The sequence below is a fragment of the Natronorubrum texcoconense genome (assembly GCF_900100335.1).
Taxonomy (GTDB): Archaea; Halobacteriota; Halobacteria; order Halobacteriales; family Natrialbaceae; genus Natronorubrum; species Natronorubrum texcoconense.
Window position 1 is genome coordinate 159,784 of the sequence record NZ_FNFE01000005.1, and the last position, 22,721, is coordinate 182,504.

Below are 22,721 nucleotides of genomic sequence, written 5' to 3' on the forward strand. Positions count from 1 at the left end.
ACACTCACTTCCGAGTCTCGTCTCATAAAGATGCGGGCGCCAACCGGGTAGTAACGACCCACAGTCCCCTCTAAATTGGGAGACGTATGCTTTCGAGACGGGCGATTCACTCCTCACTCGGCGGCCCGGTCCACTCGGCGCCGTTGTCCTGTGGATCGTACCCGAGAACCTCGCGACTGTGCTCGAGATCCACCCACTTCCCGTCGTTGTCGCTGACTCCCCAGAAACTGTCGAACTCGACCGTTTCGTCGGTGAGACAACGCTCGACGAGGTCGCCGAGGTCACGATGGGAGAGCCAGGTCGCTTTCAGTCGCTCCGCCATGTACTCGTAGTCCTCGCTGTCTCGATCCCACAGTCCGGCTTCGACGCCTTCCTCCGCGAGTCCGTAGGGGTGGTCGTGAGCGTCATCCCTGACACTCTTGATGCGAAGCGAGTAGAACCGACTCGGAAACTCCCGCGTGTTGGTCGTAAACGCCGAGTGGACCGATCCCAGCGGACTCTCGTGGCTCTCGACGTAGAGTCGGCCGAGGTTCTCGCCGAACACCTTCGAGAGTCCGTAGAACGAGTCGGGTCGGGCCGGCGTCTCGTGACCGAGCGCGAGATCGTACTCGGAGTCGTAGAGCTCCGGCGCGAGGTCGAGTTCGTACATCCCGACCACGTGGATCGACGATGCGAAAATGAACCGTTCGACTTCTGCATCGGCGGCTGCTTCTAACACGTTGTACGTGCCGATAACGTTCGTCCGAAGGATCTCGTCCCACGCGGCGCTCAGATCGACCAGCGCCGCGAGGTGAATCACTGCATCGTGGCCGTCGAAGTGGGGCCGAATGTCGTCGTACTCGGTGACATCTGCGACCACCGTTTCTCGCTCGGGGTGCTCCGTGACGTCGAGACACGTAAACTCGAACTCGTCTCGATCACCGAGCCGAGAGAGAATCGCCTCACCGACGGTTCCGTTGGCACCCGTGAGTAGTATCTTCATCCTCCTACCGAAAGGGGGGCCGTGGACCGATAAATACGTTCGGGTCATCGTTATCGCCGGGTCGACCGGTTCACTGCCCCGATCGAATCAGTACGGTGGGAACCCCGGCCGCGCGATATCCGGGTTGGTCCGAACGTCGAGGACGAGCGGGACTGACGGCTCCGATTCACAGTACTCCTCGAGGATGTCTAAGTCGTCGATCGATCGAATCGTCTCGCCGCGAGCACCGAACCCGCGCGCGACGGTTGCGAAGTCCGAACTCGAGTAGTCCGCCGCTGTCTCCCGACCGTACTCGAGGCGCTGCCGGTGGCGAATGATGCCGTAGCTCTCGTCGTTCAATACGACGACGATGATCGGCAGTTCGAGACGAACCGCGGTCTCGATCTCTTGGACGACCTGAAGCAACGATCCGTCACCGGCGTAGCACAGCACCGTCTGATCGGGCGTACCGACCTGCGCTCCCAGCGCTGCCGGAAGGGCGAATCCCATCGTCCCGAAATTCCCGTTGACGAGCATTCGACCGCCGTCACCGACCGGATGAAACGCCGCCGGAAACCCCGTATTGTTTCCCGAGTCGATGGTGACGACTGTATCGTCCGGAACGCGGGCAGCGATTTCTCGGGTTGCCACCCGCGGATCGACGTACTCGTCGGTCGAGGCCGGTTCGAACTCGAACGCGTTTTCGGCCTCCTCGATCGCCGTCGCGACTCGCGTCACTCGATTCGAATCGACGCTCACTCGATCGACTAACGCCTCGATAGCCGCGGACGCATCTCCCAATAACGCGACAGTCGGGTCGCGGTATCGACCGACTGCGCTGGGGTCGATATCGATTTGAACCACGGCTGCGTCCGCATAGAGTTCGCCGTACCGGGTCACCTTCCCGGACAGTTGTGCGCCGACGGTCACCACCGCATCGGCGTCCCACAGCAGTTCGTCGTTGGCGGGAGACATGAACGTACCCGCGATACCCGAGTACAGCGGATGATCCTCGGGGAACAGGCCCTTGGCGAAATAGGTCACCGCGATCGGAGCGCCGATCCGCTCGGCTAGCTCGACGATCGGCTCCGCCGCATCGGCCGTCATTGCACCCCCGCCGGCCAGAACCACGGGTGCGTCGGCATCCTCGAGGACGGAAACCGCTTCTTCGACAGTAGTCTGATCGGGACGGGGTCGCTGGGAGGGGGTCGGCTTCGGCCGATACAGCGTTTCGGGAGCGGGCGCCGACTGGATATCGCCCGGTATTTCGACTACTGCTGGTCCGCGCTCGGTTCGTGCCTCACCGAACGCTCGACGGATCGCCTCGGGGACGGTCTCGGACGTCTCGATTCGCGTCTGGTAGGCCGATATCGGACTGGTGAACGACTGGTGATCCAGATACTGCAACGACGTCTCACGTCCTGCAAACCCGGTGTCTCCAACCAGTACTACTAGTGGAACGTTGTCCCGGTCGGCAGCCGCGATCCCGGTCGCCCCGTTCGTCAGGCCTGGTCCGTGGGTGAGCGTACAGACGCCGACTGTTCCGGTCATGCGGGCATACGCGTCGGCCATCGTGACTGCAGCCTGCTCGTGGCGAGCGTAGGTGAACTGGAGGGCATGGTCGTTCGTTCGGTCGACGAGATGAGCGTTCCCCTCCCCGACGAGACCGAACAGCGTCGAGATGCCTTCTCGCTCGAGGGCATCCAAAATATAATTACTTCCAGTCTCGGTCGATGTTTCAGTCATCTCTCGTACCCGGTCGGTTGCATCCATCCACGACTATCTGTTCGGTGGGACGCCATACGCCACACAGTGGCGGACGACCCTCAAAGCGTTTGCTCCTTGTGTAAGATTATATGGATGTGGTTACTGAGTCCGTTTGACGTACTTCGCGTCCGATACTCGCTGCAATCCACTCAGCGTCCAAACGTTCATTACAGCAGTTACGGTACCAACGGACATGGACGACAGCAGTTCGCAAGAATCTTTTAGAGACAGCACTGGTACTTCCACCGTTCCGCCAGTGACCGATCGCACGGCTGAGAACGGGACGAGCGTCGAGACCGCTCCGTCGACTACCGAGGTGACCACAACGTGACATCCTCGAACCGCACGGACCGGTGGATTCCCGATGCAGTCGAGGCACTGAAGCAGGCCGACGTGGAGGTCGTCGCTCACTTGCCCGATTCGAAAATCGGCCCCCTCATCGAAGCTGTCGAGTCCGACTCGGCGTTCGAAACGGTACAGGTCGCTCGCGAAGAGGCTGCGATCGGTGTCCTCACGGGCGCGTGGGTTGGCGGAACACGCGGAGCGTTGCTCTGTCAATCGAGTGGGCTGGCAAACGCGATAAATGCGATCGGATCGCTCACACTCCCCGCTCGCACACCCTTTTTCGCTGTCGTGACTCGTCGCGGGAATCTCGGCGAGTTCAACGTCGCACAGGTGCCCGTTGGCTACAACATCGACCGTATTCTCGACGATTTCGGCGTCCGAAACGACACGGTAACAGAGGCCGACGACGTGGGACACCATATTCGGTTAGCTGCAGAGTCGGCATTCTCGACGGCGACGCCGTACATCATTCTTCTCGAGCAAACAGTAACTGGAAGTAAACTGGAGGGGCTGTAGTATGTCGGACGGCACTCCCAAAACCGCCGATCAGACCGCGTGTACCCGGCGACTCCTCGACGTGACGCCGGATGCCGTCCTCGTCTCGAACCTCGGCGTCGCCTCGTACGTCCTCGCCGGCGTCGCCGACCGGGAACGCAACTTCTACCAATGGGGAAGCATGGGTGTCACGATACCCGTCGGAGTAGGACTCGCGCTCGTTTCCGACGAGCACGTTACCGTCCTCGAGGGAGATGGATCACTACTAATGTCGCTGGGTGAGCTTACGACAGTGGCCCAGCACAACCTCGACAACCTTACTGTAGTCGTCTGGGATAACGAGACGTATGCAACCACCGGTGGCCAGCCGACTCGTTCACCGGCCGTAGACTTCGTTGGTGTGGCCGAAAGCTGCGGCGTTCACGCGACTGAAGTTCACAGTACCAACGCGTTTGAGACTGCGTATCGAAACGCAATCGCAACCGATGGAACCTCGATGATTGTCTGTCGTGTCGACCCCGTCGATACCGATGATCGACCACCGATTGACTATCCAACTATTGCCCGCCGAGTTCGTGATGCTATCGCCGACGATCCGGACCAATAAATGGGTGGAAATGACGAGATGCTATAATATGGCGCAACTCAGTTGAGCCGACTGTTATAACAGGACAGAATTGATCCCCCGGCCAGAATCAAAACCGAACTGGGAATGTGTAATTTGGGATGAACGACCGATATTGCGCGAATAAGGCTTTTGTTAGACGCTATTTAAATTGCAAATATATTGTATCGTACAATATGGGATGTAGAACCGGCATGGTAGGATGAGTATCCCGACTGTCGTTGATACGATACTGACTATGAGTTTTTCGTACCCGATGGACCCAATATATTACAATAGTATGGATGTAAATGATGAGGGTGAAAGAAAGGGATAGATCGATTGCAAGTCCGACCGAAGGGGTAGCGTGCCCGAAATACATCTGTTTAGCAGTCGTAGCGGACAAAGATAGTGGTTGACGGAGACGTTCATGCCAGTTCCTGCGTAAGCCACGATTCGCTGGCACGATCCTGGCGGCTCCAATGACAAACTCCTGCTCTAGCTCCTAGCGAGATCCATATGAACAGTACAACCGTCATGTGTAGAAGATTGACGATCTGTAGTAATCCAAACGCCGTATCTGTGGGAGGTGGACGCCGCCCGAATTCGGTATATCATTATATGATTTATAGATGTGGGTAACGTAGCTTACGGTGGTTGAAATAGGAGAAATCGGCAGAGTTGTGGGCGACACCAGTCACTCTTGATTAGCACAATAATCAAGTGTGGTTTTATGATGGTCGCCTCCCTCTATCAATCACGACCGATGAAATCTAGCCAGATCCGGGCTCTCGAGGGTGGTCAGGCGTGAATTCGAAACCGACAGCCGTTGGGGCGCCGCTCGAGGAGTTCCTTCGATCGAAGTCCAAGGGCGGCGAGGGAAGCGGGAACTACCGACGGAACCTCGAGCGCTGCGTCGAGGACTTCCTCGCGTGGCTCGAGGCGGATTCTCGGTCGGGAACGACCTTCGACGAGATCGACGAGCGAACGTTTCGGCGGTACGCCCGCGAACTCGCGAGTCGCGATCTCGCGCCGGGAACCGTTCGGACTTATTACGCGCAGGTCAGCGCGTATATCGGCTGGTGCGTTCGCGAGGGACTCCTCGAGGCGAACTACGCCCAGCGAAACGTCGCGAAGGAGCCGCTGCCGGAGAACGACGGCCGTCGATCGGGCGACCAGCAGGCCTGGACCGACGAGCATCGGCTGCTGATCACCCGATACGTCGACGGACGGGCCCACGACGCCCTCGACGAGCAGGGGTTTGAGACCATCAGAGCGTATCGGGACCGAGCACTCGTCTACGTGCTCTGTTACTCCGGCGTCCGCGGCGGCGAAATTTTTGCGGATCCGAAAGACGACCGGCGAAACGGGCTCAAATGGGGGGACGTCTCGCTCGAGGACCGGCGGATGACCGTCCTCGCGAAGAAACAGGACTGGTCAGATCGATCACTGACGAAACAAGCTATAAATCCTATGTCGCGATACAAAAGAGTGGCCGATCCTGCCGGCGACGAGTGGCCGGTGTTTCCGACGTTTCACCTGCCCTCGCTCTACGAGACGCTCCGTACGGGACTGCGAGACGGACATGACTGGTCGTCGGACGAGATCGAGACGCTCGTCGACGAGCTCACCGGTCAACTGGACGTTTTCGAGGCGTTTCGTGAGTGGGAGCTGGCGCCACCGTCGATCAATACGGACGGCGCCCGGCGGGTCATGCGACGGCTGTGTGCGGACGCGGGGATCGAACTCGAGGATAAACACGGCTATCTCGCACCCCACGGCGGCCGACGTGGTGCTGGCGAAGTGATGGTCCGCCAGCGCGGGTTCACTGCCGCCGCTCGGCTCCTGGACAACAGCGAGGAAGTGGTTCGCCAGTCGTACTCACACATCGAGGCGAAAGAGATGGCCAAAGACGCTGGTGACGCCTTTACAGAGCACGATACGTAAAGTGGCCAGTCCGGATGACGATTTGATAGCTACCGTGAATTACAGACGGAAGTTAATCGGATTCTGTGACTTGCTTGTGTAGTGTCAGGATCGCCAACGGAATAGGTCGAACAGCCATCTAGGGAGAGAATGAATTACAAAGGTACTATTGTAATTTCGCGTGGTAGAACGGTATGCGAATGTCCGGACCCGACCAGCCGTCGGCTACCCGAGAACTGATACTACGCGGTTGATTTCAGTGAAATCGTTCCCCTTCACCGAACAGGAGACCGACGTACATAATTTATTGCGACCAATTGCGAGCGGTTCGGCGAGTCAGTTGCCGGAAGCAACTATCGAGTTCTCCAGTACCGAACGTTACTAACTGTACGTGGTTCTAATCGTAATGACACGAGCACTGCGGCGAATCTGCTCGACCAGTTCATTTTCGTCGACTGAGTCGTCGATACGTGTGGTCGGGACCGAAACGCTGATCGCGCCCAGCACCTCGCCGTCTTCGGTAAGAATCGGTGCGCCAAACGCGTTCATACCCTCAATTCGCTCCTCGAGATTACGAGCGTATCCCTGCTCGCGAACCCGTTCGATCTCCTCACGGAACTTCTCCGGGTCCGTGATCGTGTGTTTCGTCCGCTCATCAAGCCCAACCTGTTCGAGGTAGGCCTCGAGTTCGTTGTCCGGAAGATACGCGAGATAGGATTTGCCAACGGCAGTACAGTGAAGATCCACGGTGCCACCGATATGTGAGTCAGTCTGGACGGCTTGCTCACCCGCCGTCTGGTAGATGTAGACGCCACGAAAATCTTCGACAACCATTATCTGACAGCGCTCACCGGTCAACTGTGCAAGCTGATCAGCCTCCGGCTTGGCCGCCTCATAGAGGTTGTACCGCGACCGCGCGTGATGGCCGAATTCCAGAAACTGCAGCCCGATCCGATACTTGCCGTCGACGTCGACGATGTATCCGAGCGATGCAAGCGTCGAGAGGTGGCCGTGAGCGGTACTTTTCGATACCGAAAATGCGTCTGCGACGTCGGTCACACCTGCGCCTTCGCTGTCTCGAATATACTCGAGAATCGCAAAGGTCGTTTGCACCGACTGTATTTGTCCCGGGGAACTGGCTGTCATAGCCGTGTAAAGGCGCCGGACCCCCTAAGTTCTTTCCTGCCGAACAGCGACCGTCGTTCTCGAACGGATAACCGATGAGACAGTCGTTGGGAGCAACCGAGAGGACCACAACCGTGGTGGTACGTGATCACACACGATATACTCCATCCGATACCGATTGCTATCGATCCACCAGGTCTGCATCTGTTCGCTATCGCCGAACAGTAACGGATTCGAGCGTTAGTAGTCAGCGTGTCGAACAGTAGGGAAGAAAGTTCAGACACTCACATAGACCGTGCTGGGATAAGTTTACATAACGGTGGGACTCACGTAGCTGGTATGGCAACACCAGAACTGGGAGAGCGAACGCTTGAGGACCCCACACCGGAGGTCGTCGATGTCGCCGACGTAACGATCGATGTCGAAACCGACGTACTCATTGCCGGCGGTGGTGGTACCGGTCTTGTCGCTGCACTCGCCGCAGCCGACCGGACGGATGGAACGATAACGGTGCTCGAGAAGTCACACCGACTGGGTGGGAACACATCCCTGTCGACGGGGATGGTCCCCGCCGCCGGAACCAGATTCCAGCGCGAAGTGGGTATCGAGGAGGAACCAGCCGACATGGCGCGTGACATCCTCGAGAAGAACGACCACGAAGCGGACGAAGCGATGGTTGAACACCTCTGTACGGAGAGCAAGAACCTGATACATTGGCTCGTGGACGACTGGGATATCACGCTCAACCTCGTAGATGATTTTAAATATCCGAAACACTCGGCGTACCGAATGCACGCCCCAGCAGGCCGCAACGGCGAGAACCTGATCGAGGAGCTAAGCGAGCGAATCGAGGCGACCGAAACCATCGAACTACTCAAACACACACCTGTCACGAAACTCGTTGCGGACGGCGACGCCGTCGTCGGGGCCGTTGCCGGTGAAACCCACGAGGAGGTAATTGGAGCCGAAAAAGTCATTCTCGCCACGGACGGGTTCGCCGGGAATAGGCAAATGGTCGAACGGCACTGTGGGCAGATCGCTGAAGCGCTTTATTTCGGCTCCGATGGAAACACCGGCGACGGCATCCGATGGGGAGCAGCACTCGACGCCGAATTAGCGTGTATGGACTCCTATCAGGGCCACGCAACGGTCGTCCAGGGGACGGGTGCGTTATCGACCTACGCCATCATCATGAATGGCGGCTTTCTCGTCAATGAAAACGGCAGGCGATTCGGGAACGAAGCGAAAGGGTACTCCGCGCTAGCACTCGACGTCGTCGAACAGTCCGGTAGCGTCGCCTACGAGATTTTCGACGAACGAATCTTCGAGAAACTCGAGGGCGAGTTCGACGATTTCGACGAGGCAGTCGATCTCGGATCGTACCGCAGTGCACCCGACATCGAGATGCTCGCCGAAAAACTCGGCTGCGACCCGAAAACGACGGCCGATGCGCTCGAATCCTACAACGACGCGATCCGAAGCGACGAGCCCGATGATGTCGGCCGAGTCGACGGTCGGACCATCCTCGAACCACCGTTCTATGGCGCGACGGTCACCGGTTCACTGTTTCACACACAGGGCGGGCTGGTCGTCGACGAACACGGCCGTGTTCGCAAAACGGACGGCGATGTCGTCGATAACCTCTACGCTGGCGGCGGATCTGCGGTCGGAATCAGCGGTCACGGATCGGGTGGGTACCTGAGTGGCAACGGGCTCACGACCGCGCTCGGCCTCGGCCGACTCGCCGGGTTACACGCGGCATCGACCCTCGAGGACGGCCGATAAGATAGGTTGGAAAGTCAAACTGAGTGCGCATCTTTATAATCGTTCGCTTACCACGATTCACTGTATGACGAAGCGTATCTGGGAGGATCTGCTCACCGAGCAGGACAAACGGGTTATCGAAAAAGCGGGATACGACAAGGAAGGGGCGTCATCGTGGGAATCTCGGGGGGCCGGATCGAACCCGATGGTGCTCGTGATCGACGTACAGGAACTCATCGTCGGTGACAACGTCCCCATTCTCGAGGCCGTCGAGGAGCATCGAACCGCGATGGGCGAAATTGCTTGGGATGCCGTCGACCGGATCGCAGCGTTCCTCGAGTTCGCCCGGGGCAACGACATTCCAGTCAGCTACACGCGGGTCGTGCCAAGTTCGTACGACGATCCGAACCACGACGATCTACAGATCGTCGATCCCGTCGCACCCGAACCCGACGAAACGGTTATCGACAAGAGCTACGCCAGTGCCTTCTACGGCACCGATCTGCTCGCCCAACTGAACCGCAACGACGTCGACACGCTGGTCGTCGTCGGTAACTCGACCAGCGGCTGTGTACGGGCGACGACGGTCGACGCCCAGCAACACGGCTTCGACGTGGTCCTGCCCCAGGAGTGTATTTTCGACCGAATTGAAGCCTCCCATAAGATCGGACTGCTCGACATGTGGATGAAGTACGCAGAGGTACTGGAGACCGACGAAGTCGAAGCCTATCTCGAGTCTATGGAGCACGAGTCATGAGCTACGATCTCGTCATCACGAACGGAACGCTCGTGACCGAAAGCGGACTCCTGGAAGCCGACGTCGCCGCCGAAGACGGAACGATCGCTGCGATCGGAAGCCACGGCTCCCTCGAGGCCGAAGAGATCATCGACGCCGACGAAAAGCACGTCCTGCCGGGGGCCATCGATCCCCACACGCACCACGGGATCTACAACTCGCTCGCGGAGGACGCGAATACTGAGAGTCGGTCGGATCTCGTCGGTGGCGTCACGACGACCGGAAACTTCTTCCGGCGACCGGGGTCCTACGAGAAGATCATGGACGACTACGTTGAGGCGGCGGAGTCGAACTACCGCCACGACTACTTCTTCTCGCTCGGTCTGCTCTCGTTCGAGCACGTCGAAGAGATTCCGACGATCATCGACGAGTTCGGGATTACCACGTTCAAGTGGTACATGAACTACAAGTACGCTGCCAGCGAGAAGTTCGGCGTCGACTGCGAGATGCGCGACGACTTCGGCAGCAAATTCATCGAGACCCTCGCTAAGCAAGATGAGCCGACGACGCTCGGTTACCACTCCGAAAACGTCGAGATTACGAACGCGCTCGCGGGCGGGAACCCGTACATCGAGACCGAGGCGGACGAAACCGCCGAGGAGGAGGAGTACGAGGTCTTCGTCGAGGAGTTCCCCGACTACGCGGAGGCACAAAGTCTCGTGGCCGGTGCAAGTCTTGCCCGCCAACACGGCTACGACGACAGCTTCTACGCCGTCCATGTCAGTGCGGGCCGAACCGCGGACGAACTCGCGACGCTACAGGAAGCTGGCTACGACGTTACGGGAGAAACCTGCACGCACTACCTGACGCTGACGTCCGAGGAATGCGACGATCGAATGAAGGTCAACCCGCCGGTACGCCACGCCGAAGATCAGGAAACGCTCTGGAACCGGCTGGCCGACGGCACGATCTCCTGTATCGGCACCGACCACTGTGCGAACACGACCGACGAGAAGATCGGCGAGACGATCCGCGAGAGCAAACTCGGCTTCCCCTCGAGCGGGACCATGCTCCCGCTGATCCTCTCGGAAGGCGTCAACGAGGGCCGAATTAGCCTCGAGCGCGCCGTCGACGTGACGAGTACGAACACGGCGAAAGCCTGGAACCTCTATCCGAAGAAGGGGACGGTTCGCGTCGGCAGCGACGCTGACCTCGTTGTCGTCGACCTCGAGGAGACGAAGACGGTGACGCCGGAACGTCTCCAGAGTGTCGCCGACTACTCGATCTACGACGGGCGAGCCGTGACCGGCTGGCCGACACAAACCATCGTCGGCGGTGAACTCGCATACGAGGAGGGACAGGTCCTCGCCGAACCCGGAACGGGGACCCACGTCGACCGCCCGCTGTAGCGATTCGAAGACACCGATAACAGAGACGACTGCCACACAGTATGCCACAATCACAGACTGAGACGAGCCCCCTCGAGGGACTCACCGTAATCGAAGCAGGATCGATGATCTCCGGGCCGACCGTCGGCCGATTTCTCGCCGATTTCGGCGCGGACGTCATCAAGATCGAACACCCAGAACACGGCGACCACATCCGGAACTTCGGAACCCAGAAGGACGGGACCGGGATGTGGCACAAGTATCTGAGTCGAAACAAGCGGTCAGTCACGCTCGACGTCTCCGCCGAGCGCGGACAGACCGTCTTTCGGGACCTCGTCTCGGAAGCTGACGTGCTTATCGAGAACTTCCGTCCGGGGACGCTCGAGCGGTGGAACCTCGGCTGGGAGGCGCTCTCCGAGGAGAACCCAGAACTCGTCATGTTGCGAATGTCGGGCTACGGCCAGACCGGTCCGTACTCCGAAAAGCCAGGGTTCGGCACGCTCGCGGAGGCGATGAGCGGCTTCGCCTACGTCAACGGCTTCGAGGATCGCGAACCACTGCTCCCGCCGACGGGACTGGCCGACAACATTGCCGCGCTCTACGCAACGTTTTCGGTGATGTTCGCGCTGTATCACCGGGACGTCAACGGCGGCACGGGCCAGTATATCGACGTCAGCCTCATCGAACCGATCTTCAACCTGATCGGACCGTTTCCGCTCACGTATGACCAGACGGGCGAAGTCGCCCGTCGCTCCGGGAATCGCTCGACGTCCTCAGCCCCGCGGAACGTCTATCGGACAGGAGACGACCGCTGGGTAGCCCTCTCCGCGAGCGCCCAGCCGATCGCGATGCGAACTTTCGATGCCATCGGTCGACCGGAACTGAAAGCCGATCCTCGATTCGCGGACAACGAGAGTCGCCTCGAGAACGTCGAAGAGCTGGACGAGGTCATCCAGCGTTGGATGGCTGACCACAGCCGCGAGGAGATCCTCGAGACCTTCGAAAAACACGACGCGACTATCGCACCGGTCTACAACGTCGCAGACATCGTCGAGGACGAACACTATCAGGCTCGGGACGCCGTCATCACCGTCGACGACCCGGATCTCGGCGAGGCGTCCGTCCAGAACACGATCCCCAAGTTCAGCGAGACGCCCGGTCGGGTCGACCATTTGGGCCCCGGCCTCGGCGAACACAACGAGGAGGTCTACGGCGAGTTCCTCTCCTATGACGAAGACGTCCTCGCGGAACTCGAAGAGGAGGGTGTGCTCTGATGGACCTGAGCCTGCCCGAGTCGGCGACCATCGTCGAGATGCTCCCGCGAGACGGCTTCCAACGCTATCCCGAGTTCATCCCGACCGACGAGAAGGTCGAGCTGATCGACGCGCTCTCCACGACGGGGGTCGACGAGATCGAGTTCACCTCGTTCACGCATCCGAAAGCCGTACCGAGCTTGCGGGACGCCGCCGAGGTCGCCGAGCGAATCGAGCGGCGCGACGACGTCTGTTACCGAGCGTTGGTGCCAAACACCGTCGGGATGGAACGAGCGATCGACGCCGACGTCGACAAAGTCAACGCCCTGGTCGTCATCAGTGACGGCTATCGCGAAAAGAATCAGGGGATGAGCCTCGAGGAGAACCTCGAACAGGTCGAAGCTATCGTCGACCTCGCAGACGGAACGGATATCGAGGTCGAGGCGGGGCTGGGAACGAGTTTCTTCTGCCCCTACGACGGCGAGATCGACGCAGAGCAAACGCTGTCGGTCGTCGACCGTGTGCTCGAGGCCGGCGTCGACGAGGTGACGCTGGCGACGACGATGGGGATGGCCGATCCCCGGCAGGTGACCGAGCGACTGTCGGCGGTGTACGATCGCCACCCCGACGCGGACGTCGGACTCCATCTCCACGATACGAACGGGATGAGCCTCGCCAATACGCTCGCGGCGATGCAGTGTGGCGTCAGTCGCTTCGACACATCCGTCTGCGGACTCGGTGGCGGGACCATTCTCCCGGGCGGCCTCGGCGACGTTGGGAACACCCCGACAGAGGATCTCGTCAACATGCTCCACGATATGGGCGTTCGGACGAACGTCGACGAGGAGCGACTGCTCGAAGTCGCAACCAACGTCGCGGACCGACTCGATCTCGGGACGCCGAGTCGAGCGCTGATGGGCGGAACGCGAGAGCAGGTTCTCGAGACGGCAGAGACCGAACCGAGCCGGAAAAAGTAGCTCGATGGGCGAGCGTACGGACGGCTCCCGAACGACGCGCGAATCGAACGCGGATACCGAGCAAACACTGATACCACGCGAACGACGAAAGAGACTATGACAGCTAAAACGATAACCGAAAAGATTCTCTCCGAGAAATCGGGACGGGACGTTACTGCGGGCGCGTACGTCGAGGCGATCGTCGACTCGATGGTCACCCACGACGTCACCGGCCCGTTGGCGATCGAGGTCTTCGAGGACGTAACCGACGAGAAGAGCGAGCTGCCCACGGCTGACGACATCGTCTTCACCCTCGACCACCACGCGCCGGCAGACGGCGTCGAAGCGGCGAACAACCACAACATCCTCCGCGAGTTCGCGGCGGAGTACGGCACCCACCAGTACGAGATCAACGACGGAATCTGCCATCAGGTGATGATCGAAGAGGGGTTCGTCGAGCCCGGCCAACTGGTCATCGGTGCGGACTCGCACTCGACGACGTACGGCGGTCTCGGCGCGTTCGGCACCGGCGTCGGCTCGACCGACCTCGGAACGACGTTCGCCACCGGCGAACTTTGGTTCCGGGTCCCCGAGACGATCCGGTTCGAAGTTCAGGGTGATCTCCCAGACGGCGTCTATGCGAAGGACCTGATCCTGAAATTCATCGGTGACGTCGGCTTCGACGGTGCGACGTATAAAACGGCAGAATACGCTGGCTCCGCAATTCGGGAGCTACCGATTCACCAGCGACTCGTCCTCGCGAATATGGCCATCGAGATGGGCGGGAAAGCCGGCATCGTCGAACCCGACGAGCGCGTCGAAACGTTCCTCGAGGATCAGGCGACACTCGACGTGTCGGTCGATCCCGACCTCGCCTCGGACGACGATGCAACCTACGAGGCGACCTATACGTACGAGGGGAGCGACCTCGCACCGCAGGTCTCGAAACCCTCGAACCCCGAAAACGCTGTCGACGTCGACGACGTCGTCGGAACGGGGATCGATCAGGTGTTCGTCGGAACCTGCACGAACGGCCGCTACGAAGATATCCGCGTCGTCGCGGACGTCCTCGCTGGCGAGCAGGTCGCGCCGGGGACACGGCTGATCGTCGTCCCAGCGTCGAAATCAGTGTACGAAAAGTGCCTCGAGACCGGCGTCCTCGAGACCCTCGTCGAAGCCGGCGCCACGTTCCAGAGCGCGGGCTGTGGGGCCTGCGCGGGCTACCACCAGGGCGTCCTCGGCGACGACGACGTCTGTCTGGCGACGGCGAACCGCAACTTCCCCGGCCGGGAGGGGTCGATGGACAGTCAGGTCTACCTCGGCAGTCCAGCGACCGCGGGTGCGACGGCGCTGTACGGCGAGATTACGGATCCACGAGACCTCGAGACGACACGCTACGGCGATCACGTGAGCGCCGACGTGGGGGTGGTTCGATGACCGTCGACGAACCCGGCCGCGCGTGGGTGTTCGGCGACGACATCGACACGGACCAGATCACGCCGTCCCGGTTCATCGTCCTCTCGGATCCCGAAGAGCTCGCCGAGCACGCGTTCAACGATCTCCGACCCGAGTTCTCCGAGAAGGTCCGCGAGGGCGAGTTCGTCGTCGCTGGCGAGAACTTCGGCGGCGGTTCCTCTCGAGAGCACGCGCCGCTCTCGTTGCTCGGCGCGGGTGTCGACGGTGTCGTCGCCCAGTCGTTCGCTCGGATCTTCTTTCGGAACGCGATCAACCTCGGGCTTCCGCTCATGATCTGTCCCGAAGCGCACCGGATCGAAGACGGTGACGAGATCACGATGGATCTCGATGCAGGAGCCGTTCGAAACCACGAAACCGGCGAGCGGTACGACGCCGAACCACTGCCCGAGTTCCTCCAGGAACTCGTCGACGAAGGTGGACTCAAGCCCTATACGAAACGAAAACTCGGGACGGCCGAACAGTCGTAATCGGCGTTCGTTTTCACGACGACCGAGTCCGTTTCGAGCGTGTAACGCGCCGATCAGAAACGTGACCGTCGCGTACCGTGGTTACGAATCCATCCGCAGTGCGCTCCCGATCTCTCGAGCGCGATACTCCCTCGGCGAACGAACGACGTCGACTGCTGTTTCACGGCTCCCGGCCGGCAACCCGTACGCCAGCAGCGATTCGAGTCGGTCGTCGAACTCCTCGTCGGAAAGCGGATCGCGGTAGTCGCCGCGCGGATACGGTCGCTCGCCGCTCTTCGAGGAGCCGTCGGTGAACTCGACGGTCACGCGGGCACCCCAGTCGTCCGGAAAGGCGGCGTCGAACCCCTCGCTCGCACGGACGACGACGCTGTTCGCAAGTGCCTGAACAGCGGAATCGGCGATTGCGTCGGGTTCGAAGTCCTCCAGCGTCGGTGTCCCGCTGTGGATCGTCCGCGCGAGTACGTACGGAATGGAGAACTTCGCGCCCGTCAGTGTTTCTGGCGTGGTGTGGGCCATATCCGCGGCGTTCGCGTACGTATCGACGACGATTCTCTCGACTTCCTCCGGACGAATCTCGCCGTCGATTTCCTGCAGGGCGTCGACCGGAGCGTGGGTGTACCGACACGACGGGTACGGCTTGAAGTAATTTTGTGCGATAGCCCACTCGCTGCCAAGATCAGCGAACAGGGACGTAAACCCATCCGGCAAGATGTCCTCGAACGGGTCGTACACCGTCTGCATCACCGCGCCCGACCCCGGGATGCCGGCCTGGGCGAGTTGGGCCATCGTGATACCGACGCCGGCAGATGCGCCAGCGGTCACGTTCCGCGATGGTGGCCCTTCCTCGTAGGGATCTTCCATCGAGACCACGGCTCGGTTCGCTGCGAGTCGGAACGTCTCTCGAACGGTCTCCGGCTCCGGATCAGTACAGAGAATCGCTGCAACGGCGGGACCGACGGTCGTCCACGTCGCGTGTGGATCACGGACGAGCCACGGAACGGCCTCGTTGATCCGAGCTTTCATCGCGAAGATTGCCTCCTCGAGTCGGGTACAGAGTTCGTATGCGCGCACGCAGCTTTCGACCAGCGTCTCGCCGTCCGCGTCGGCGTGTTCGGCCATCGCGAGTCCGCCGGCGACGATCCCGGAGCCGACGTGGCCGCCCGTGTTGTGCCCCTCTTCGACCTCTTGGACGATAGCCACCGTTCCGTTCAGCGTTGCAGCCTGCACCGGGTTCGTCGTTCGATCCGTCCCGATTACAGTGGCCGATCCCGACGGAACGTCGACGGTATCCCAAGCCCTAGCGTACGGCTCGACTGCGCTCCCGGCCACTGTTGCACCGAGTACATCCGTGACAGTTTTCGCGCCGTAGTCGAGCACCGCATCGGGGATCGGTGCCTCGAGGAAGTCGAAAATCGCTGCTTCCCAATCGGTTGTCGGAGTCGGCCCGTCGGTCGTCATCGATTCCTCTCCGCGGTCGCTGTAATAGTCGACGAACGGAGTGAGGATCGGAGTGCGCGTGGTAGGCACCACCAGTGGTCGATACTGCCGGTGCGACTGTTGTGACAAGTTCGCATACTACCCCGTTTCGACGGGGAGCACCTAAACCTGTCTCACGACGCGCGAACTATCAAAGATCGGTGCGAAACGAAGTTTTATTTTGGTGAGTCATGTCAGTTCGTACAATGACAACTGAGGACAGCCCTCACAGTGACGCTATCGTCGATTCGAAAGCGGAGACTCACCACCGTAGCTGGAACTCCAACCCATCCGGCGGCCTCGGTATGCAGATCGTCGCGACCGTCGCCACGCTCGAGGAATGTGACCCGATTGAGTTACCACCGCTTTTCGACGCCGTCGATCCCGAAGCACTGGACGCGCTGTTTTCGGACACGGACAACGGCGTCAAACTCGTTCGAGTGTCCTACTGTGGGTACGTGATCGACGTTACTCCCTCGAGGTTCGTAGTTCGAGCCGCGAACTGAGTCCCCGCCATCAGCGAGATAGCGTACTTTAGGGGAGACGAATCGAGCGGTGAGGAACCGTCGGAGGAGACAGATTCCCCATCACTCGGTCACTCGCGTCTCGAGCAAGCTTTTAGCACTGTCGCGACAACGACTGACGTGTATGACCCAGACGCCACGTGCCGTCGTCGAGGAGTTTTTCGACCGAATGGCGGACGCAGACGAACGCGCGACCGTCGACGAACTATTCACATCGGATGCGGTGATCACGCTACCGGGAGCCCGTTTCGACGGCGGAAACGCCGCGACGGCCATGCTCGAGTGGCTCGAGGGGCGCTACGAGTGGGCAGACAAGGAGTTCGACGACTGGATAGAATCGGGCGCCCGAGTCGTAAGTCAGGGAACGCTCTACGGAGTAGATTCCGATGGAAATCGGTTCGATGACGTCCGTTACGTCGACATCTATCGCGTCGAGGACGGACAGATCACTCGCGTCGACATCTACAACGACCTCGCTGCAGCGGGGGTCGTCCAGTGAGCTCACGAGCCCGAGCGGGCGTCCTCTTTTCGACGCGAGACGACCTCGAACTCGTCCGGGAGGCAGAGCGCCTCGGCTTCGAAAGCATCTGGGCGGCCGAAGGACAGGGGAAGACAGCGTTCGGGAAACTCGAGCGGTGGGCGACGGTCACCGACGAGGTTCAGTTGGCGACCGGGATCGTCAACGTGTTCTCGCGAACACCGGCGACGACGGCGCAGGCGCTCGCGACGCTCGACGACCACTCCGACGGTCGAGCGATTCTCGGACTCGGCGTCGCCCATCCGGGCGTCGTCGAGGCGTTCCACGGGACCGACTTCGATCGACCGATTGCCAGACTCGCGGAATACATCAGACTCGTCAGGCGGTATCTCGAGGGGGAGCCTTCCGCGTTCGACGGCGAGTTCTACACGCCCGAGCGGACGTCGTTCTGGGAGGCTTTCGAGCCGGTACGGTCGGATATTCCGATATACAACGCAGCCCTCGGCCCGTCGAACGTCCGGCTGACCGGTGAGCTGGCTGACGGCTGGCTGCCGAACCTCTACCCTCGAGAGGCGTTCGATCAGGCGTCCGAATGGCTCGAAACCGGCCTGGAGCGGGGCGACCGAAACATCGATGACATCGACATCGCGATGTACGTTCTCGTCTCCGTAGACGACGATCCAGCGGTCGCACGGGACGCTGCTGCAGCACACGTCGCGACCTACTTCAGAGACATTCCGGGCTACTACGATCGCGTGGCGTCCGAGGCCGGGTTCGAGTCGATGATCGAACGCGTGAGAGCCGCGTCGAGTGCCGAAGCCGCCACGGCCGTCGTGGAGGACGAGTTCCTCGAGCAGGTTGCAGTGATCGGCGACGAAACCGCCGTCAGAACGCGACTTGCGGAGTTGCGCAGAGCGGGCGTCAATTTGCCCATCGTTCGCGCACCGATCGGAGCCGATCGCGATTCAGTGAAGCAACTCCTCGAGACAACCCAACCAACGTAAGGTGGCAATCGGCGGGACCGCTATCCCTTCACGGCCTGTCCACCATCGATGAGGATGGTCTCACCGCTGATGAACGCGGCGTTGTCGCTCGCGAGAAACGTCACCAGTTCTGCCACATCTTCGGGCTCGCCGAGGCGGTCGAGCGTCGTTTTCTCTCGGAAATCGTCTTCCTTTCCGGCCTCGAGGTGCGTCTGAGTCATCTCCGTGCGGATGAAGCCAGGGTTGACCGCATTGACCCGGACGCCTTCAGAACCGAGTTCCGTCGCCAATGCTCGCGTCATCGCATCGAGCCCACCTTTCGAGGCGCTGTACGCGACGCGATCCGAGTAGCCGATGTGGCTGAGCAAGGACGACACCGTAACGATCGATCCCGAGGAGTTACACAGCGGCTCTCTCGCCGCTTGAACCGCATTGTACGCGCCCGTAAGGTTCGTCTCGAGCACGTCGTGCCATCGGTCGGGTGCCAGATCCTCGATCGATTCGCGCGCGACGATACCGGCGTTGTTGACGAGCACGTCGAGTCCGCCGTGAGTAGTCGCCCGCTCGACGAGTCGCTCGAGAGCGGCGGGTTCTCTGACGTCGACCTCGAACGCGTGGACTTCCCCTGGAGCATCCGCCGTCGCCTCGAGAAGCGACTGACAATCGCCGATGTCGCCGGCGATCACCGTCCCACCGCGTTTCGCAAAGGCCCGTCCACAGGCCCGCCCGATACCTCCGGCAGCGCCCGTGATGACAATCGTTCGTCCACTGAACCACTGCTCAGTCATTCCATCCCTCTCGTACGACCTGTCGTAGCCATTGCATCGGATTCAGGGAGGTGAGGAACGACGTTATACCTTCTGGGAACCCCCGTTTTTTCTCAGGCCGCCAACCTGAAGCTGGTTTGAGGCTGGGAAACCCTTATGCTAAGTTGGTCAGATATACGGATGTGAGCGACTACATACTGGAGACTGCGGACCTCAGGAAGACGTTCGGCGAGCTGGTCGCCAACGACGGTATCTCCCTCGGCGTCGAACGCGGCGAGGTCCACGGCATCATCGGTCCGAACGGCAGCGGCAAATCAACGTTTTTCAACACGGTTACCGGCTTTCTCGAGCCGAACGGCGGTACGGTCCGCTTCGAGGGCGAGGACGTTACGAATCTCGGCCCAGACGAAATCGCCAGAGCCGGACTAGGGCGGACGTTCCAGATCGCCTCCCCGTTTACCGATCTCACGGTGCGGGAGAACCTCCTGAGCGTCTACACGGCCGGGCTCGGCTCGGGGCTTCGCATTCCCGACGAGAAGCGGGCTCGCGCACAGAACATCCTCGAGCAACTCGAGATTGAACACATCGCCGAACACGAAGCCAGCGATATCAGCGGCGGTCAACAACAACTCCTCGAACTGGGCCGAATCCTGATGCTTGATCCGAGCTGCATCATGCTCGACGAGCCGACCGCTGGCGTCAATCCCGCACTTCAGGCTCGCATCATCGATCACCTCCAGGGGCTAAACGACGAGGGACGGACGTTCGTGATCATCGAACACGACATGAGCGTCATCTCGGGGCTGACAGACCGTGTAAGCGTCTTGAATCAGGGACAGATCGTGATGCAGGGCGATTTCGACTCCGTCACCAGCGACGAACGCGTCAGAGAGGCTTACCTCGGCGAGACGACCGATCCCGATGCAGGCCTCGATGACACGCTCGAGGGAAGCCGATCGGCATCCGACGCAACCGCTGACACGGTCGCCGATGGTTCCCCGGAGACGGCGGGCAGCGGTGGGACGTCGGCAACATCGGGCGGCACATCGGCAGCGAACGCAAGCGCATCGGCACAGCTGTCCGTTCCGACGGGTGACACCGACTCGAGACAGAAGCAGTTAGTAGCTGACAATATCGTTACGGGATACGGCAACCACACAGTAATCGAAGACGTCTCTGTCGAGAGCCACGAGGGGATCACGTGTATCTTCGGCCCAAACGGCAGCGGCAAGTCGACGCTGCTCAAAGCGCTGATTGGCGCCGTCCCGGTCTGGTCTGGCTCGATCAGGTACGGTGACACGGACATCACCCAGTCAAACACCTACAAAAACCTCGACTACGGGATGGTGATGCTGCCACAGGACGGTGGCATCTTCGGCAATCTGACGGTCAAAGAGAATCTACTGCTCGGTGGCTACCGAGTCAACGACCGATCGGTGCGTCGGGATCGGCTCGATGACGTGCTCGCCGCGTTTCCCGCCCTCGAGGAGAAACTCGACGCCGACGGCGGTTCGCTCTCCGGCGGCCAACAGATGATGTTGAGCTTCGGTCGGGCCATGATGACCGGCTCGGAACTCTTCTTGCTGGACGAACCCAGTGCCGGGCTCGCCCCCTCGCTCGTCGACGACGTCTTCGAAATGACCGAAACGCTCGTCAACCAGGGAGCACAGGTAATCCTCGTCGAACAAAACGTCAGAGAAGCACTCCGTATCGCAGACCACGTCTACATTCTCGCACAGGGGCAACTCCAGTTCGAGGGGCCGGCGCAAGAACTGTTGAACGAGGACGAGCTCGTCGAGCTTTACCTCGGTCTCGAGTAATAGTTCTCTGCACCGGTTCTATCTATGGTTTGACTTGTGCCGTGAAAAGCACAAATCTATATATGGGTTCGTTCACCATGGCACAGTATGGGGAAGAATAGCAACCGGCCTTCCAGGCGTAATTTTATCAAATACATCGGTGCAGCGGGCGCCGTTGGTCTCGCAGGGTGTGTCGGTGAGGACCCTGGAGACGACGGGGACGATGATAGCGATGGGGTAGTGATCGGATCGAATCACCCACTGTCCGGAGATCTCGGCGGAACGGGTACACGCATGGATAACGCCGTCCAGCTCGCCGCGATGATTAAAAACGAAGACGGAGGCATCGAGTCGATGGACGGTGCCGAAATCGATGTTATTAGTGGAGATAATCAGGGTGCACAGGAACTCGGTGGTGAGATCGCGGACGAACTTGTCGACGATGGTGCGGACGTACTCACAGGCTGTTTCTCGTCGCCGGTGACGAACGCTGCAGCGCGTGCAGCCGAAAGCAGCAGTGTCCCGATGGTCATTTCGGTCTCCGTCGACGACGCAATTTTGCAAGAAAACGACCTAAATTACGTCTACCGGCCACAGCCACCGGCAGCACAGATGGCTATCGATCACGCTGATCTAATGCCGGCAGCAGTCCGCGATGCCGGTCACGATATCGAGACCGCCGCCATCTACTACATCGACATCGACTTCGGTCAGTCCGTCCGGGACAGACTTCAGGAAGAACTGCCTGAACAAGATATCGAAGTCGTGGAAACGGTCAGCGTCGACTTCGGGGAGACAGTCGATACGCAGGTCACGCAGATTCAGTCTGCAGATCCCGACGTCGTCATCGCAATTTCGTACGAGGCAGAAACGGTCGAACTCGTCCGTGCGATGGACAATCAGGATTACGCGCCACCGTTCCTGACCGGCTGTTCGAACGAGGCGCTCAACGACCGAAGCGCGCTGGAGTCGATGGGTGACACTGTCGAAGGAGCACTTGCAACGAACTTCGCACTCGATCCGACTAACGACCGTGCCGCGGAGGTCCGAGAACGGTTCGAAGAGGAGTTCGACCAGTCGTTCGATGCTAACGTCGCAATGACCTACGCATCAACGGAGGTCATTATCGCTGCCATCGAGGAGGCAGGCTCCGCTGACCCGGACGATATCAACGACGCGCTCAACGATATCGAAGTCAGCGACCACATCGCGGCGATGCCACCGATCAGCTTCGACGAGACCGGTGAGAACGAGAACGCACTGGCACCACTGTTCCAGGTCCAAGACCTCGAAGACCGAGTCGTGGCCCCCGAAGAGTTCGCCGAAAGCGAAATCGACCTCTAACAGCCCGCAATGCTATCTACGTTTGCTAGCGGACCGGTGGGCCCCATCTCAGGGATCGATGCAGTCTCGGAACTAGCGGCTGTACCG

20 protein-coding genes are annotated in these 22,721 nt (G+C 60.3%); 15 read left to right on the plus strand and 5 right to left on the minus strand.

The features are described from left to right. Positions 1-106: 106 nt before the first annotated feature. Both BLT08_RS15615 and BLT08_RS15620 read right to left on the minus strand, forming a co-directional pair. On the minus strand, positions 107-982 hold the full coding sequence (locus tag BLT08_RS15615; protein WP_090309634.1) for an NAD-dependent epimerase/dehydratase family protein: 876 nt from the start codon (positions 980-982) through the stop codon (positions 107-109). A gap of 87 nt (positions 983-1,069) precedes the next feature. Then, positions 1,070-2,707, minus strand: coding sequence for a thiamine pyrophosphate-binding protein (locus BLT08_RS15620; protein ID WP_175529338.1), 1,638 nt, complete (start codon positions 2,705-2,707; stop codon positions 1,070-1,072). A gap of 348 nt (positions 2,708-3,055) precedes the next feature. Here BLT08_RS15620 and BLT08_RS15625 point away from each other — a divergent pair, with 348 nt between their 5' ends. The 3 genes from BLT08_RS15625 to BLT08_RS15635 all read left to right on the plus strand — a co-directional run bounded on the left by BLT08_RS15625 (position 3,056) and on the right by BLT08_RS15635 (position 6,119). Further along, a complete protein-coding gene (locus BLT08_RS15625; RefSeq protein ID WP_090309641.1) occupies positions 3,056-3,589 on the plus strand; it encodes a thiamine pyrophosphate-binding protein in 534 nt (177 codons plus the stop codon). 1 nt (position 3,590) lies between these two features. After that, positions 3,591-4,175, plus strand: a complete 585-nt coding sequence (locus BLT08_RS15630; RefSeq protein WP_090309644.1) for a thiamine pyrophosphate-dependent enzyme — start codon at positions 3,591-3,593, stop codon at positions 4,173-4,175. A gap of 804 nt (positions 4,176-4,979) precedes the next feature. Further along, entirely contained in the window at positions 4,980-6,119 is a 1,140-nt protein-coding gene (locus BLT08_RS15635) for a tyrosine-type recombinase/integrase (RefSeq protein WP_090309647.1), read from the plus strand. 360 nt (positions 6,120-6,479) lie between these two features. Here BLT08_RS15635 and BLT08_RS15640 read toward each other — a convergent pair whose 3' ends face one another. Continuing rightward, positions 6,480-7,244 carry an IclR family transcriptional regulator gene (locus BLT08_RS15640; RefSeq protein WP_090309650.1) on the minus strand — a complete coding sequence of 255 codons (765 nt, stop codon included), beginning with the start codon at positions 7,242-7,244 and terminating at the stop codon, positions 6,480-6,482. 318 nt (positions 7,245-7,562) lie between these two features. On the opposite strand from BLT08_RS15640, the gene BLT08_RS15645 reads away from it, so the two are divergent. The 7 genes from BLT08_RS15645 (at position 7,563) to BLT08_RS15675 (ending at position 15,263) form a co-directional block, all read left to right on the plus strand. After that, on the plus strand, positions 7,563-9,008 hold the full coding sequence (locus tag BLT08_RS15645; RefSeq protein WP_090309653.1) for an FAD-dependent oxidoreductase: 1,446 nt from the start codon (positions 7,563-7,565) through the stop codon (positions 9,006-9,008). Positions 9,009-9,072: 64 nt separating this feature from the next. Next, the gene (locus BLT08_RS15650) at positions 9,073-9,744 is read left to right on the plus strand and encodes an isochorismatase family protein (protein ID WP_090309656.1); all 672 of its coding nucleotides are present in this window, start codon (positions 9,073-9,075) and stop codon (positions 9,742-9,744) included. After that, positions 9,669-11,132: a dihydroorotase gene (locus BLT08_RS15655; protein ID WP_245724239.1), complete on the plus strand. Its 1,464-nt coding sequence runs from the start codon at positions 9,669-9,671 to the stop codon at positions 11,130-11,132. Before BLT08_RS15650 ends, BLT08_RS15655 begins: the two co-directional genes overlap by 76 nt. A 41-nt stretch (positions 11,133-11,173) precedes the next feature. Next, positions 11,174-12,385 (plus strand): CaiB/BaiF CoA transferase family protein, encoded by a 1,212-nt coding sequence (locus BLT08_RS15660; RefSeq protein WP_090309662.1) that lies wholly within the window; start codon positions 11,174-11,176, stop codon positions 12,383-12,385. Continuing rightward, the gene (locus tag BLT08_RS15665) at positions 12,385-13,341 is read left to right on the plus strand and encodes a hydroxymethylglutaryl-CoA lyase (RefSeq protein ID WP_090309665.1); all 957 of its coding nucleotides are present in this window, start codon (positions 12,385-12,387) and stop codon (positions 13,339-13,341) included. Before BLT08_RS15660 ends, BLT08_RS15665 begins: the two co-directional genes overlap by 1 nt. A gap of 96 nt (positions 13,342-13,437) precedes the next feature. Then, entirely contained in the window at positions 13,438-14,757 is a 1,320-nt protein-coding gene (locus BLT08_RS15670; protein ID WP_090309668.1) for a 3-isopropylmalate dehydratase large subunit, read from the plus strand. Then, a complete protein-coding gene (locus tag BLT08_RS15675; RefSeq protein WP_090309671.1) occupies positions 14,754-15,263 on the plus strand; it encodes a 3-isopropylmalate dehydratase small subunit in 510 nt (169 codons plus the stop codon). Before BLT08_RS15670 ends, BLT08_RS15675 begins: the two co-directional genes overlap by 4 nt. Positions 15,264-15,344: 81 nt before the next feature. Here BLT08_RS15675 and BLT08_RS15680 read toward each other — a convergent pair whose 3' ends face one another. Continuing rightward, a complete protein-coding gene (locus BLT08_RS15680; protein WP_090310144.1) occupies positions 15,345-16,721 on the minus strand; it encodes an MmgE/PrpD family protein in 1,377 nt (458 codons plus the stop codon). A gap of 224 nt (positions 16,722-16,945) precedes the next feature. Between BLT08_RS15680 and BLT08_RS15685 the strand changes: the two genes are divergently transcribed. The 3 genes from BLT08_RS15685 to BLT08_RS15695 all read left to right on the plus strand — a co-directional run bounded on the left by BLT08_RS15685 (position 16,946) and on the right by BLT08_RS15695 (position 18,745). Beyond that, positions 16,946-17,245, plus strand: coding sequence for a HalOD1 output domain-containing protein (locus BLT08_RS15685; protein ID WP_139171317.1), 300 nt, complete (start codon positions 16,946-16,948; stop codon positions 17,243-17,245). 142 nt (positions 17,246-17,387) lie between these two features. Continuing rightward, positions 17,388-17,762: a nuclear transport factor 2 family protein gene (locus tag BLT08_RS15690; protein WP_090309677.1), complete on the plus strand. Its 375-nt coding sequence runs from the start codon at positions 17,388-17,390 to the stop codon at positions 17,760-17,762. Further along, positions 17,759-18,745 carry an LLM class flavin-dependent oxidoreductase gene (locus tag BLT08_RS15695; protein WP_090309680.1) on the plus strand — a complete coding sequence of 329 codons (987 nt, stop codon included), beginning with the start codon at positions 17,759-17,761 and terminating at the stop codon, positions 18,743-18,745. Before BLT08_RS15690 ends, BLT08_RS15695 begins: the two co-directional genes overlap by 4 nt. 20 nt (positions 18,746-18,765) lie before the next feature. On the opposite strand, the gene BLT08_RS15700 is transcribed toward BLT08_RS15695, so the two are convergent. Continuing rightward, the gene (locus tag BLT08_RS15700) at positions 18,766-19,512 is read right to left on the minus strand and encodes an SDR family NAD(P)-dependent oxidoreductase (protein ID WP_090309683.1); all 747 of its coding nucleotides are present in this window, start codon (positions 19,510-19,512) and stop codon (positions 18,766-18,768) included. Between the two features lie 161 nt (positions 19,513-19,673). On the opposite strand from BLT08_RS15700, the gene BLT08_RS15705 reads away from it, so the two are divergent. Both BLT08_RS15705 and BLT08_RS15710 read left to right on the plus strand, forming a co-directional pair. Next, on the plus strand, positions 19,674-21,311 hold the full coding sequence (locus BLT08_RS15705) for an ATP-binding cassette domain-containing protein (protein ID WP_090309686.1): 1,638 nt from the start codon (positions 19,674-19,676) through the stop codon (positions 21,309-21,311). Between the two features lie 87 nt (positions 21,312-21,398). Next, on the plus strand, positions 21,399-22,634 hold the full coding sequence (locus BLT08_RS15710; RefSeq protein WP_090309689.1) for an ABC transporter substrate-binding protein: 1,236 nt from the start codon (positions 21,399-21,401) through the stop codon (positions 22,632-22,634). Positions 22,635-22,721 lie beyond the last annotated feature (87 nt).